This is a genomic window from Pseudomonas sp. JUb52 (assembly GCF_004341115.1).
GTDB lineage: Bacteria > Pseudomonadota > Gammaproteobacteria > Pseudomonadales > Pseudomonadaceae > Chryseomonas > Chryseomonas oryzihabitans.
Map to the genome: position 1 here is coordinate 123083 of NZ_SLYS01000009.1, position 14216 is coordinate 137298.

The window sequence follows — 14216 nt, forward strand, 5'->3', positions numbered from 1 at the left end:
TTTTCCTAATAACAACTAGAGACCATCATGACTTCCGCCAAACGCCCGCTGCGCAGCCAGCTCTGGTTCGATGACCCTGCCCACGCCGACATGACCGCGCTCTATGTCGAGCGTTACATGAACTATGGCCTGACCCGCGACGAACTCCAGTCCGGTCGGCCCATCATCGGCATCGCTCAGACCGGCAGCGACCTCACCCCCTGCAATCGCCACCACCTGGAACTGGCCCAGCGGGTCAAGGCCGGTATCCGCGATGCCGGTGGCATCCCCATGGAATTCCCGGTGCACCCCATCGCCGAGCAGAGTCGCCGGCCCACCGCCGCCCTGGATCGCAACCTGGCCTACCTCGGCCTGGTGGAGATCCTGCATGGCTTCCCGCTGGATGGCGTGGTGCTCACCACCGGCTGCGACAAGACCACCCCGGCCTGCCTGATGGCCGCGGCCACTACCGACCTGCCGGCCATCGTGCTGTCCGGCGGACCCATGCTGGATGGCCATTTCAAGGGCGAGCTGATCGGCTCCGGTACCGTGCTCTGGCACGCGCGCAACCTGCTGGCGACCGGCGAGATCGACTACGAGGGCTTCATGGCTCTGACCACCGCCGCCTCGCCCTCGGTGGGCCACTGCAACACCATGGGCACGGCCCTGTCGATGAATGCCCTGGCCGAGACCCTGGGCATGTCGCTGCCCGGCTGCGCCAGCATCCCCGCGCCTTACCGTGAACGCGGCCAGATGGCCTATGCCACCGGCAAGCGCATCTGCCAGCTGGTGCTGGACGATGTCCGCCCCTCGCAGATCATGACCCGCGAGGCCTTCGAGAACGCCATCGTAGTGGCCTCGGCCCTGGGCGCCTCCAGCAACTGCCCGCCGCACCTGATCGCCATCGCCCGGCACATGGGCATCGAATTGACGCTGGACGACTGGCAGCGCCTGGGCGAGGACATCCCGCTACTGGCCAACTGCATGCCCGCCGGCAAGTACCTCGGCGAGGGCTTCCACCGCGCCGGCGGGGTGCCGGCGGTGCTTCACGAATTGCTCAAGGCCGGGCGCCTGCACGGCGACTGCCTGACGGTGTCCGGCAAGACCATCGGCAGCATCGCCGAGGGCGCCGCCAGCGCCGATCCCACTGTGATTCAGCCCTACGAGGCGCCGCTCAAGCACCGCGCCGGCTTCATCGTGCTCAGCGGCAACTTCTTCGATAGCGCCATCATGAAGATGTCGGTGGTGGGCGAGGCCTTCCGCCAGACCTACCTGGCCGAACCGGGCAAGGAAAACAGCTTCGAGGCGCGCGCCATCGTCTTCGAAGGCCCGGAGGACTATCACGCGCGCATCGACGATCCGGCGCTGGACATCGACGAGCGCTGCATCCTGGTGATTCGTGGCGCCGGTCCGGTGGGTTATCCGGGCAGCGCCGAGGTGGTCAACATGGCACCGCCGGCAGCGCTGATCAAGAAGGGCATCGATTCCCTGCCGTGTCTGGGCGACGGGCGCCAGAGCGGCACCTCGGCCAGCCCCTCGATCCTCAACATGTCGCCGGAAGCCGCGGTGGGCGGCGGCCTGGCGCTGCTCAAGACCAACGACCGGCTGCGCGTGGACCTCAATGCCCGCAGTGTCGACGTGCTGCTGGACGATGGCGAACTGGAACGTCGCCGCGCCGAATGGACGCCCAACCTGCCGCCGGCCCAGACCCCCTGGCAGGAGCTCTACCGGCAGCTGGTGGGCCAGCTCTCCACCGGCGGCTGCCTGGAACCGGCCACCCTGCACCTCAAGGTGATCGCCCGGGAAGGCGGGATACCGCGGCATTCGCATTAAGGCCGAACAGGCTCGCACTGGCGGCCCTGCTTCATTAAGCTCTGCCGCCATGAACCGTACCCTCTATACCCTGATCTTCACCCTGGCGTTGCCCTTCATCTTGCTGCGCCTGCTCTGGCGCGGCCGCAAGGCGCCCGCCTACCGGCAACGCATCGGCGAGCGCCTGGCGCTGGGCTTGCCTGAGGTACCGCCCGGCGGCATCTGGGTACACGCGGTGTCGGTGGGGGAGAGCATCGCCGCCGCGCCGGTGATCCGCGCCCTGCGCCAGCGTCATCCCGACCTGCCGATCACCGTGACCTGCATGACGCCCACCGGCTCGGAGCGCATCCGCGCCCTGTTCGGTGATGACGTCCAGCATAGCTATCTGCCCTACGACCTGCCCTGGCTGGCCGGGCGTTTCCTCGACCGGCTCAGGCCCAGCCTGGGGGTGGTGATGGAGACCGAGCTCTGGCCCAACCTCATCCATCAGGCGGAGCGCCGCGCTATTCCCATCGCCCTGGCCAATGGCCGGCTGTCCGAACGCTCGGCCCGGGGCTACGGAAAACTGGGTGGGGTCACTGGGCCGATGCTGGCGGAGCTGGCCTGGCTGGCGGTGCAGACGCCGGTGGAAGCCGAGCGCTTTCGCGCCCTGGGCGCCCGCGCCGAGCGGGTCACGGTGACCGGTTCCATCAAGTTCGACCTGCGCATCGACCCCGCGCTGCCGGCCCGCGCCGCTGCGCTGCGCCAGGGCTGGGGCCAGCGCCCGGTATGGATCGCCGCCAGCACCCATGCCGGCGAAGACGGGATCCTGCTCCAGGCCCATCGCCAGCTGCTGGCCGCACGCCCCGATGCCTTGCTGATCCTGGTGCCGCGTCATCCCGAGCGCTTTCCCGAGGTATTGGCCGAGGTGCGTCGCGAAGGCTTTGGCGTGGTGCAGCGCTCGACGGGGGAGGCGGTGCAGCCGCAGACCCAGGTGCTGCTGGGCGACACCATGGGCGAATTGCTGTTTCTCTACGCCCTGGCCGACGTGGCCTTCGTCGGCGGCAGCCTGATCGAGCGGGGTGGTCACAATCCGCTGGAGCCGGCCGCCCTCGGCGTGCCGGTGCTCAGCGGGCCGCACGTGTTCAACTTCCTCGACATCGTCGCCCAGTTGCGCGACGCCGGCGCCCTGGAAACCATGGCGGAAGCACCAGCCATTGCCGCCGCCGTGGCCCGGCTCTGGTCCGAGCCGGCGGAGGCCGAACGCCGCCGTCAGGCCGGGCTGGCGGTACTGGCCGCCAATCAGGGCGCGCTGGAGCGACTGCTCTCCGGACTGGACAGGTTGCTCACCCCCTGAGCCGAGCGCGCCGGCAGGACGTCGGCGCGGGTCTTGGCCAGGTCCGGCGGCAGGAAGTCGCGATCCGGGTCGTAGTGGGGATCGAGATAGCCGGACAGCGCCAGCAGGTCGTTGGGCGCCAGGGTGCCGGCCGCCTGCTTGAGCCTCAGAGTGTCCAGGATGTAGTTGTAGCGGGCATCGTTGTACTGGCGCACGGCGTTGTACAGCAGCCGCTGGGCGTCGAGCACGTCGACGATGGTGCGGCTGCCCACCTGGTAGGCGATCTCGGTGGCGCGCAGCGCGCGCTGGCTGGAGGCGATGGACAGCCGCCGGGCGCGCACCTGCTCGATGTCGGTATTGATCGCCCGGTGGGCGTTGCGGGTGTTCTGCACCACCTGGCGACGCAGACTCTCCTGGCGCTGTTCGCTTTGGTCCAGCTGCTGATAGGCCTGACGCGCCTGGGAACTGGTGGCGCCGCCGCTGTACAGCGGTACCTCGACCTGGATGCCGATGCTGCGGCTGTTGACCGGGCTGCCGAACAGCGACAGCTGCTCGGCGTTGGGCAGATTCACCGCGTCGTTGTCGCTGTGGCTGTAGCGCGCCACCGCATCCACCGTCGGCAGGTGCCCGGCGCGGCGCTGGCGCAGGGCCTCCTGGGCGGCGTTGACGCCCTGGCCGGCGGCCAGCAACTGCAGATTCTGGCGCATGGCGGTGTCCACCCACAGCCGCGCATCGTTGGGCTGTGGCGGCAGGATCGGCAGGTCGTGGCGGATGCCGGCGATGCTGCCGTAGTCGCGATCGGTCAGCCGGGTCAGGGCCTGGAAGGCGTCGGCCACCTGCTGCTCGCTCTGGGAGCGGTTGGCCTGGGCGTTGTCGAAGCTGGCCTGGGCCTGGAGCACGTCGGTGTCGTCGGTCAGGCCGACCTTGTAGCGCTCGCGGGACTGGTCCAGCTGGCGGTACAGCGCCTTTTCCTCGGCGCGGGCGGTGGCCAGGGCGTCCTGGGCGCGCAGGGCGCTGAAGTAGCCCTCGGCGGTTTGCAGGATGAGTTGCTGCTGGGCGGCGGAGAATTGCAGCTCGGCCTGCTCGGTGGCGGCCTGGGCGGCCTTGAGCTGGAACCAGCGATCGGCACGGAACAGCGGCTGGCTGAGGGTCGCCTGAATCAGCTGGCTGCTGCGATCGCTGCTGTAGCGGCCACCCTGGACGCCCAGCGCCGGATTGTCCTTGAGTTGCAGGCTGGTGTGGGTGTCGTTGAACTGGGCGCCGAGCCCGATCTGCGGCAGCAGGCCGGCGCGCGCCTGGGGCACCGCCTCGCGCTGGGCACCGAGGCCGGCGCGTTCGGCGGCGAGATCGGCGTTGTTGTCCAGCGCTTCGCGGTAGACGTCGAGCAGGCCATTGCCGGCGACCTGGGCCTGGGCCAGGCCGGCCGAGCCGCAGAGCGCCGCGAGCAGCAGGAATCTTCGCATTCTAGGAGCCTTCCTTGAGGGACCGCGCCAGTGTAGTGGCTTCGTCCGAATCCGCCATAGGAGAGGAAATAGCGGTCGAAGTTTCTGCCGCTCTGGGTTTACACTGGCCGCGTTCTTGTCGGGGTGCGCTACGAGGCGCTGAGATCGGGTAGTCCCGGATCCCGTTGAACCTGATCAGGCTAGGCGCGCCGCATGGCGGTGCGTCAACCTGCGTAGGGAACAAGAGGGCGTCCGCAGCCTTATTCCGTGGTCGCCATCCGTCCGGGCTTGCCGCTTCTTGCGTGCCCACCCTTCGTCCAGGTTCTTCCCTCGGCAACGCGCCCACCAGGAGAGCCTCGATGAACAAGCAGAACAACGTCACCGACTTCACCCGCGTTGACCGCCAGTCCACCCAGCCGTTGCCCAATTCGCGCAAGGTCTATCTGACCGGCTCGCGTCCCGACATCCGCGTGCCGGTGCGGGAGATCGCCCTCGCCGACACCCCCACCGCCTTTGGCGGTGAGCAGAACGCCCCGGTATTCGTCTACGACACCTCCGGTCCCTACACCGACCCGGCGGCACGCATCGACCTGCGCAAGGGCCTGCCGGACGTGCGTTCGCGCTGGATCGAAGAACGCGGCGACACCGAACTGCTGGCCGGGCTCTCTTCCGAATTCGGCCAGGCGCGCCTGGCCGATCCGAGTCTCGCCGCCCTGAGATTCGACCTGGCGCGCCAGCCGCGCCGCGCCAAGGCCGGGCGCAACGTCTCCCAGATGCACTATGCCCGCCAGGGCATCGTCACCCCGGAGATGGAATACATCGCCATCCGCGAGAACATGAAACTGCAGGAAGCCCGCGCCGCCGGCCTGCTGGGCAACCAGCACCGCGGCCAGAGTTTCGGCGCCAGCATTCCCCAGGAAATCACCCCGGAATTCGTCCGCGACGAGGTGGCCCGCGGCCGCGCCATCATCCCGGCCAACATCAACCACCTGGAGCTGGAGCCGATGATCATCGGCCGCAACTTCCTGGTGAAGATCAACGGCAACATCGGCAACAGCGCCCTGGGTTCCTCCATCGAGGAAGAGGTGGAAAAGCTGACCTGGGGCATCCGCTGGGGCGCCGACACCGTGATGGACCTGTCCACCGGCAAGCACATCCACGAGACCCGCGAGTGGATCATCCGCAACTCGCCGGTCCCCATCGGCACCGTGCCCATCTACCAGGCCCTGGAAAAGGTCGGCGGCGTCGCCGAGGAGCTGACCTGGGAGCTGTTCCGCGACACCCTCATCGAGCAGGCGGAGCAGGGCGTGGACTACTTCACCATCCACGCCGGGGTGCGCCTGCACTACGTGCCCCTGACCGCCAAGCGCGTCACCGGCATCGTCTCCCGCGGCGGCTCCATCATGGCCAAGTGGTGCCTGGCGCACCACAAGGAAAACTTCCTCTACACCCACTTCGAAGACATCTGCGAGATCATGCAGGCCTACGACGTGAGCTTCTCCCTGGGTGACGGCCTGCGCCCGGGCTCCATCGCCGACGCCAACGACGCCGCCCAGTTCGGCGAGCTGGAAACCCTCGGCGAGCTGACCAAGATCGCCTGGAAGCACGACGTCCAGACCATGATCGAAGGCCCCGGCCATGTGCCCATGCAGCTGATCAAGGAGAACATGGACAAGCAGCTGGAGTGCTGCGACGAGGCGCCGTTCTATACCCTCGGCCCGCTGACCACCGACATCGCCCCCGGCTACGATCACATCACCAGCGGCATCGGCGCCGCCATGATCGGCTGGTTCGGTTGCGCCATGCTCTGCTACGTGACGCCCAAGGAGCACCTCGGCCTGCCCAACAAGGACGACGTCAAGACCGGCATCATCACCTACAAGATCGCCGCCCACGCCGCCGACCTGGCCAAGGGGCATCCCGGCGCCCAGATCCGCGACAATGCCCTGTCCAAGGCGCGTTTCGAATTCCGCTGGGAAGACCAGTTCAACCTGGGCCTGGACCCGGACACGGCGCGCGCCTTCCACGACGAGACCCTGCCCAAGGACTCGGCCAAGGTGGCGCACTTCTGCTCCATGTGCGGGCCCAAGTTCTGCTCCATGAAGATCACCCAGGAAGTCCGCGACTACGCCAAGGAAAACGGCCTGACCGACGAGCAGAAGGCCATCGAGGCCGGCTTCCAGGAACAGGCGGCGCGCTTCAAGGACGAAGGCGGCGTGATCTACAAGCAGGTCTGACGACCGTAGGTTGGGCTGAGCGCAGCGAAGCCCAACGTTGTCCAGGACGACCTCGCAACGTTGGGCTGCGACGATGGAGCCGTCTCAGCCCAACCTACGTCTGCGAGGCCAGCACCCTGTTTCCGTAGGTTGGCGCTGAGCGCAGCGAAGCCCAACAATGCCCAGCGCCGCCCAATGACGTTGGGCGCCCTTAACCCTTGCTCACGAGATCCATCATGGCCCAGGCCCCCGGCCTCTATACCCCCACCGTCCCCGTTCCGGCGGACCGCCGCATCCTTGGCGGGCGCGACCTCTTCACCCTCTGGTTCTCCCTCGGCATCGGCCTGATGGTGGCCCAGGCCGGCGCGCTGCTGGCGCCCGGACTGGGCCTGGCCGACGGTCTGCTGGTGCTGGTGCTCGGCACCGCGGTCGGGGTGCTGCTGCTGGCCGCTGCCGGCCTGGTGGGCAGTGACACCGGCCTGGCCGGCATGACCGCCCTGGGGCAGAGTCTCGGCCAGCGCGGCGCGCTGTTGCCGGCGGTGCTCAACATCACCCAGCTGATCGGCTGGGGCGCCTTCGAACTGGTGGTGATGCGCGAGGCGGCCAGCGTGCTGCTGGGCAGCTGGGGTCTGCAGGGCTGGGCCTCGCCGATGCTCTGGACCCTGGTCTTCGGCGCCCTGGCCACCGCTCTGGCGGTGGCCGGTCCGCTGACCTTCGTCCGCCGCTTTCTCAGTCGCTGGGGCATCTGGCTGCTGCTGGGCGCCTGCACCTGGCTGACCCTGGACCTGTTCCTGCGCGCCGACCTGGCCGCGCTCTGGCAGCGCCCGGGCGACGGTTCCCTGACCCAGGCCCTGGGCTTCGACCTGGTGGTGGCCATGCCGCTGTCCTGGCTGCCGGTGATCGCCGACTACACCCGCTTCGCCCGCACCGGCCGTAGCGCCGGTCGCGGCGTCATGCTGGGCTATTTCTGCGGCAACCTCTGGCTGATGGGCCTGGGCTTCGCCTATACCCTGGCCTTTGCCAGCGGCGGTGAAGCCGATGCCCTGCTGCGCGCCCTGGCCGTGGCCGGCCTCGGCCTGCCGCTGCTGCTGATCCTGCTGGACGAATCGGAAAACGCCTTCGCCGCCTATCACTCGGCGGCAGTGGCCACGGGTTTCCTGGCCCAGGTGAAGATCTGGCAGCTGACCCTGGCCATCGGCATCCTCTGCACCCTGCTGGCGCTGCTGGTGCCCCTGGCCCAGTACGAACACTTCCTGCTGCTGATCGGTTCGGTGTTCGCCCCGCTGTTCGGCGTGGTGCTGGTGGATCACTTCCTGCTGCGCCGCCGCAAGGCTCCGCAGCGGGTACGGGCGCTGCGCCTGGAGTCCCTGATCGCTTGGGCCCTGGGCGTGGCCGTCTACCACCTGCTGCCGACGCTGCTGCCGGCCTGGGGCGCGACCCTGCCGGCCATCGTGGTGGCCGGCACCGCGCAGGCGCTGTTGGGGTTGAAACGGACTTGAGTCACCGCACGTGGATGAGGCTGCGCCGTCATCCACCCTACGCCGCACCCCGCGCCGAAGGTTGTTCCGAAGGCTGAACAACCCCCTCTTCCGCGTGCGAGGGAGGGTGGGGTGGGGGGTGAGCAAGTAGCTAGGCTCGCGTGGATGAGGCTGCGCCGTCATCCACCCTACGCCGCGCCCCGCGCCGAAGGTTATCCCGAAGGCTGAACGACCCCCTCTTCCGCGTGCGGGGGAGGGTTGTCGCGGCCATCGCGGTCCGTCGATGCATGCGCAGGTTGGAGCCTGCTGTAGGAGCGGCCCATGGCCGCGATCAAATCCGATTGCGGCAGCCGAGTAGGGTGGAAAACCGCCTGGCGTTTTTCACGCGCCAGATCTACGGCTGCCGCGCCTTGCCTCGGCCCGGGAAATACTCGCCCTTGAGGATGCCGTTGAGCTTGGGATAGGGGATCTTCAGCTCCGGATGGCCCATGGCGTAGGGGGCGATGCTGCCGATGTCGTACTTGAGCGTCAGGGCGCCGAAGTCCAGGGCCACGTTGTTGGTCTTGAGGAAGGGCCATTGCTGGCGGAATTCGGCATCGCCGACGTTGTTGCTGAGCATCCAGGCCTCGCGCGAGAGCTGCGCCAGGCGCCAGAATTCGGCTTCCTGTCCCGGCACCAGCATGTCGCCCAGGGTGATCTGCCGGTTGAGATGGCGATCCCAGGTGACGAAGTCGCGGCCGGCCAGGCCATGGGCACCGCCGTTGGCCAGGTAGCTGGAGAATTCGATGATCACCAGGCCGTCATGCTGTTCACGCACCTTGGCCTGCAGATAGCTGCTCCAGCGCGACTGGGCCTTGGCGAGGAAGTCTCGCTCGTAGCCCGCCAGCGAGGCGGGGATGGGCGCACCCGGCTCGGCGCGGGCCAGGCCCAGCAGGTGCCGTTGCACCAGGGCGTCCAGCGCCGGGTCGCCGAATTCAACGTAGTCGATGTTGATCAGCGGGCAGTCTTCGCCCTGGCAACCGGCCGGGCGGTGCTCCCAGGCCTGGTGGCGAGGCGTGAGGGGTTTGTCGAGGTTGGGGCCGAAGACGCTTTGACAACCACCGAGCAACAGGCCGGCGAGCAGGAGGAACGAGCGGATACGCATGGGATTCCTTGTCATGGAAACGGAGAACGACGGCTTTCGAACCCGTCTGGCCCCATAAGTTTGCCAGGGGCGGGCGGAGGTTTCCCGGCTTGTTGTCCTTTTCGCGACTTGACGCGTCAGGGGCTGCACGCACGCAGGCGGCACGCTAGGATGATCTGATTACCTGCAATCAGCGCTGGAGCGCCCATGACCGAAGCCAACGAATCCCAGGTGCCCGCCGTTGAAATCCTGAGCCGCGAGATCTGCTTCCAGGGCTTCTACCGCATGGCCCGCTTCCGGCTGCGCCATCGCCAGTTCTCCGGTGCCCTGGGCCCGGAACTGGAACGCGAGGTCTTCGTGCGTCCCGACGCCGTCTGCGTGCTGCCCTACGACGCCGTGCGCGACGAGGTGGTGCTGATCGAGCAGTTTCGCGTCGGCGTCATGGAAAAGACCGCTCATCCCTGGCTGCTTGAGCCGGTGGCGGGCTTGGTGGACAAGCAGGGCGAGGCCGTCGAGGCGGTCGCTCATCGGGAAGCCGAGGAAGAAGCCGGGCTGACCTTGCAATCGCTCTGGCCCATCTCCACCTACTTCCCCTCGCCTGGCGGCAGCGACGAACAGGTCTATCTCTACCTGGGTCGCTGCAGCACCGCGGATGCCGGTGGCGTCCATGGTCTTGAGGAGGAGGGCGAGGACATCCGCGTCCATGTCTGGTCGCTGGACGAGGCACTGGCAGGGGTTCGCGACGGTCGAATCAATAACGCAGCGGCAATCATCGCCCTGCAATGGTTGGCGCTCAATCGCGCCGAGGTACGGGGGTTATGGGGCTGAAACTGCGAGATCGCTATCGGGTTGACCTGCCGGGCCTGCAGGCCACGTGCGAGGCCAACTACGTGCGGCTGATGCGGCTTCTGCCCAAGATGCGCGAAGCCGTGGTATCGCGCCGCGTCATGTTGTCGCAAGGCGAGCGTCCGCTGGGAGTGCTCGCGCTGGAAGTGACCGAGGCCTGTCCCTATACGACGGTCCTGCGGGTGCGCCAGGAACTGGGGCTGCCCTGGCTGCCGGTGCCAGAACTGGAAGTGCGCGTCTATCACGATGCGCGGATGGCGGAAGTGGTGTCGGCCGGGGCCTCTCGGCACCTGCTCGGACGCTATCCCTATCCGAACCAGGCGATGTATCAGCCTGACGAAAAGAGCCAGCTCAATCTGTTTCTCGGTGAGTGGCTCAGTCACTGCCTGGCCTGTGGCCACGAAGCTGAACCTATCCTGCAACGATGAGCACTAGGGCGCAACGCTGACAGCCGCAGCTTCCCTCACGTTCTGCAAACTGCGAAAATGTGAAGCATGCACGCAAGTTCCCGGGAACTTTTCTGCACCCTGCCTGCGCTCGTTGTCCCCTTATGCCTAGGAGGCTTTGGTGAGTTTGCCGGATAGTGTCAACGCACCCCTCGTCGTCCAGTTGACCGATAGTCATCTGTTCGCGCGTGCCAACGGTCGGTTGTTGGGTATCGATACGGCAGCCAGCCTGCAACAGGTGGTCGCTCAGGTGGTACGGGAGCAGCCACGCATCGATCTGCTGCTGGCCAGTGGTGACCTCTCCCAGGACGGCTCCGTGGCCTCCTATCAACGCTTTTGCGAGCTGACCGAGCCTCTGGCTGCGCCCATGCGCTGGCTGGCCGGCAACCATGACGAGAACGCGCCCATGGCCAAGGCCTGTGGCGATCGCGATTTCCTGGAGGCCGTCACCGACCTGGGCGCCTGGCGCCTCATCCTGCTCGACAGCACAGTGCGCGGCTGCGTGTTCGGCGAGCTGGAGCAGGCGCAGCTGCTGGCCCTTGACGAGGCCCTGAGCGCCGCGCCCGAGCGTCCGGCATTGATCTGCCTGCACCATCATCCGGTGCCAGTGGGCTGTGGCTGGATGGAGCCCCTCGGCCTGCACCGGGCGGACGAGCTGTTCGCCGTGCTGGATCGCCATCCCCAGGTCAGGGTGGTGCTCTGGGGGCACATCCACCAGGAGTTCGATCAGCTGCGCAACGGCGTACGCCTGCTGGCCTCGCCCTCCACCGGTCTGCAATTCGAGCCGGGCAGCGAGGACTTCAAGGCGGGCGATCAGGCCCCGGGCTATCGCTGGTTGCGCCTGTTGCCCGACGGCACTCTGCAAACCGGTGTCTCGCGCCTGCAACAGCATGCCTTCACCGTGAATCACAGCGCCGCAGGCTACTAGGGCTGCCAGGCCGACGCCGGTCGGCTGCCTTGGTTGCGAGGGTCGAAACGGGTTATTCTTTACCTGTTTATTTATCCAGTAGGAGCGGCCCGATGCCGTCGATCCTCTATATCCATGGCTTCAACAGTTCACCCGCATCCCTCAAGGCGCGGCAGCTGACCGCCTGCATGACCCAGCTGGGCCTCGTGGACCGCCTGCGCGCGCCGGCGCTGCCCAACGATGCCGACGCCGCCTTCGCCCTCCTGGAGCGCGAACTGGCCGAGCTGGACGCCCCCTTGCTGGTCGGCAGCTCCCTGGGCGGCTACTATGCCACCGTCCTGGCCGAGCGCCACGGGCTCAAGGCCGTGCTGATCAACCCGGCGGTCCGGCCCTGGCGCTTCATGGAGCATTACCTGGGCCCCCAGCGCAATCACCATACCGGCGAGAGCTGGATCCTCACCGAGGCCCACGTCGAGGCCATGCGGGCGCAGGAAGTCGCTGCGCCGGCGGATCCCGAGCGCTTCCACGTCTGGCTGCAGACCGGCGACGAGACCCTCGACTACCGGGACGCCGAGCGCTATTACGGCGCCTGCACCCTGCGCATCGAGCAGGGCGGCGACCACGGCTTCCAGGGCTTCCATCGCCAGCTGCCCCTGTTGCTGGAGCTGGCCGGCTTCGACCCGGCGCTCTGGCGCGAGCTGGATTTCAACACCTTCGAATAGAGACCCCATGGCCACGCAGAACGCCTATAACGCCGACGCCATCGAAGTCCTCTCCGGACTCGATCCGGTGCGCAAGCGCCCTGGCATGTACACCGACACCTCCCGGCCCAACCACCTGGCCCAGGAAGTCATCGACAACAGCGTGGACGAGGCCCTGGCCGGTCATGCGCGCCAGGTGCAGGTGATCCTGCACGCCGACAACTCCCTCGAGGTGATCGACGACGGTCGCGGCATGCCGGTGGACATCCATCCGGAAGAGGGCGTCTCCGGCGTCGAGCTGATCCTCACCAAGCTGCACGCCGGCGGCAAGTTCTCCAACAAGAACTACCAGTTCTCCGGCGGTCTGCACGGCGTGGGCATCTCGGTGGTGAACGCCCTGTCGACCCGCGTCGAGGTGCGCGTCAAGCGCGAGGGCAACGAATACGCCATGGCCTTCGCCGACGGCTTCAAGGCCAGCGAACTGGCCGTGGTCGGCAGCGTCGGCAAGCGCAATACCGGCACCAGCGTGCACTTCTGGCCGGACCCCAAGTACTTCGATTCGCCCAAGTTCTCCGTCAGCCGCTTGAAGCACGTGCTCAAGGCCAAGGCGGTGCTCTGTCCGGGCCTGGCGGTGAGCTTCCTGGACGAAGCCAGCGGCGAGCGCAGCGAATGGCATTACGAAGACGGGCTGAGATCCTATCTGATCGACACTGTGGGCGACGCCCTGCGGCTGCCCGAGGCGCCCTTTCACGGCAGCCTGGCCTCGGCCCGGGAAGCGGTGGACTGGGCGCTGTTCTGGCTGCCCGAGGGCGGCGAGTCGGTGCAGGAAAGCTATGTCAACCTGATTCCCACCGCCCAGGGCGGCACCCATGTGAACGGCCTGCGCCAGGGCCTGCTGGACGCCATCCGCGAATTCTGCGAATTCCGCAACCTCCTGCCGCGCGGCCTCAAGCTGGCCCCGGAAGACGTCTGGGAGCGCATCGCCTTCGTCCTCTCGATGAAGATGCAGGAGCCGCAGTTCTCCGGCCAGACCAAGGAGCGCCTGTCCTCCCGCGAGGCCGCGGCCTTTGTCGCCGGGGTGGTCAAGGACGCCTTCAGCCTCTGGCTCAACGCCCATCCGGAACTGGGTCAGCAGATCGCCGAACTGGCCATCAACAACGCCGGCCGCCGCCTCAAGGCGGGCAAGAAGGTCGAGCGCAAGAAGATCACCCAGGGCCCGGCGCTGCCCGGCAAGCTGGCCGATTGCGCCGGTCAGGACCCGATGCGCTCCGAGCTGTTCCTGGTGGAGGGCGACTCCGCCGGCGGCAGCGCCAAGCAGGCGCGCAGCAAGGAATTCCAGGCCATCATGCCGCTGCGCGGCAAGATCCTGAACACCTGGGAAGTGGACGGCAGCGAGGTGCTGGGCAGCCAGGAGGTGCACGACATCGCCGTGGCCATCGGCATCGATCCGGGCAGCGCCGACCTGAGCGGCCTGAGATACGGCAAGATCTGCATCCTCGCCGATGCCGACTCCGACGGCCTGCACATCGCCACCCTGCTGTGCGCCCTGTTCGTGCAGCACTTCCGGCCCCTGGTGGATGCCGGCCACGTCTATGTAGCCATGCCGCCGCTGTACCGCATCGACCTCGGCAAGGAGGTGCACTACGCCCTCGACGAAGCCGAGCGCGACGGTATCCTCGATCGCCTGGCGGCGGAGAAGAAGCGCGGCAAGCCCCAGGTCACCCGCTTCAAGGGCCTGGGCGAGATGAATCCGCTGCAGCTGCGCGAGACCACCATGGACCCCAACACCCGCCGCCTGGTACAGCTGACCCTCGAAGACGTGCCCGGCACCCTCGAAATGATGGACATGCTGCTGGCCAAGAAGCGATCCGGCGATCGCAAGAGCTGGCTGGAATCCAAGGGCGACCGCGCCGAAGTGCTGATCTAGCGCCTGACTTATTTGGTCGTGTCT

11 protein-coding genes and 1 riboswitch are annotated in these 14216 nt (G+C 67.4%); of the genes, 9 read left to right on the forward strand and 2 right to left on the reverse strand.

Annotated elements, in window-relative coordinates; all coding sequences use genetic code 11:
• The first annotated feature begins 27 nt into the window (after nt 1-27).
• Both EC839_RS16145 and waaA read left to right on the forward strand, forming a co-directional pair.
• Entirely contained in the window at nt 28-1812 is a 1785-nt protein-coding gene (locus EC839_RS16145; RefSeq protein ID WP_132832821.1) for an IlvD/Edd family dehydratase, read from the forward strand.
• A gap of 49 nt (nt 1813-1861) precedes the next feature.
• The gene (gene waaA, locus EC839_RS16150; RefSeq protein WP_132832822.1) at nt 1862-3127 is read left to right on the forward strand and encodes a lipid IV(A) 3-deoxy-D-manno-octulosonic acid transferase; all 1266 of its coding nucleotides are present in this window, start codon (nt 1862-1864) and stop codon (nt 3125-3127) included.
• Here the strand turns inward: waaA and EC839_RS16155 are convergent.
• Nucleotides 3073-4569, reverse strand: coding sequence for a TolC family outer membrane protein (locus EC839_RS16155; protein WP_132832823.1), 1497 nt, complete (start codon nt 4567-4569; stop codon nt 3073-3075). The genes waaA and EC839_RS16155 overlap by 55 nt on opposite strands.
• Nucleotides 4570-4678: 109 nt before the next feature.
• Nucleotides 4679-4805, forward strand: a riboswitch (TPP riboswitch).
• A 102-nt stretch (nt 4806-4907) separates the two neighbouring features.
• Here EC839_RS16155 and thiC point away from each other — a divergent pair.
• Together thiC and cytX are read left to right on the forward strand one after the other, a co-directional pair.
• On the forward strand, nt 4908-6785 hold the full coding sequence (gene thiC / locus EC839_RS16160; protein WP_132832824.1) for a phosphomethylpyrimidine synthase ThiC: 1878 nt from the start codon (nt 4908-4910) through the stop codon (nt 6783-6785).
• A 215-nt stretch (nt 6786-7000) separates the two neighbouring features.
• Nucleotides 7001-8263, forward strand: a complete 1263-nt coding sequence (cytX, locus tag EC839_RS16165; RefSeq protein ID WP_132832825.1) for a putative hydroxymethylpyrimidine transporter CytX — start codon at nt 7001-7003, stop codon at nt 8261-8263.
• A 373-nt stretch (nt 8264-8636) separates the two neighbouring features.
• On the opposite strand, the gene EC839_RS16170 is transcribed toward cytX, so the two are convergent.
• Entirely contained in the window at nt 8637-9386 is a 750-nt protein-coding gene (locus tag EC839_RS16170) for an RsiV family protein (RefSeq protein WP_132832826.1), read from the reverse strand.
• 186 nt (nt 9387-9572) lie between these two features.
• On the opposite strand from EC839_RS16170, the gene EC839_RS16175 reads away from it, so the two are divergent.
• The 5 genes from EC839_RS16175 to parE all read left to right on the forward strand — a co-directional run bounded on the left by EC839_RS16175 (nt 9573) and on the right by parE (nt 14192).
• Nucleotides 9573-10193, forward strand: coding sequence for an NUDIX domain-containing protein (locus EC839_RS16175; protein ID WP_132832827.1), 621 nt, complete (start codon nt 9573-9575; stop codon nt 10191-10193).
• Entirely contained in the window at nt 10184-10639 is a 456-nt protein-coding gene (locus EC839_RS16180; RefSeq protein WP_132832828.1) for a DUF1249 domain-containing protein, read from the forward strand. Before EC839_RS16175 ends, EC839_RS16180 begins: the two co-directional genes overlap by 10 nt.
• Before the next feature lie 139 nt (nt 10640-10778).
• Nucleotides 10779-11585, forward strand: a complete 807-nt coding sequence (cpdA, locus tag EC839_RS16185) for a 3',5'-cyclic-AMP phosphodiesterase (protein WP_132832829.1) — start codon at nt 10779-10781, stop codon at nt 11583-11585.
• Nucleotides 11586-11677: 92 nt separating this feature from the next.
• Entirely contained in the window at nt 11678-12286 is a 609-nt protein-coding gene (locus EC839_RS16190; protein ID WP_132832830.1) for a YqiA/YcfP family alpha/beta fold hydrolase, read from the forward strand.
• 7 nt (nt 12287-12293) lie between these two features.
• The gene (gene parE, locus EC839_RS16195; RefSeq protein WP_042137169.1) at nt 12294-14192 is read left to right on the forward strand and encodes a DNA topoisomerase IV subunit B; all 1899 of its coding nucleotides are present in this window, start codon (nt 12294-12296) and stop codon (nt 14190-14192) included.
• Nucleotides 14193-14216 lie beyond the last annotated feature (24 nt).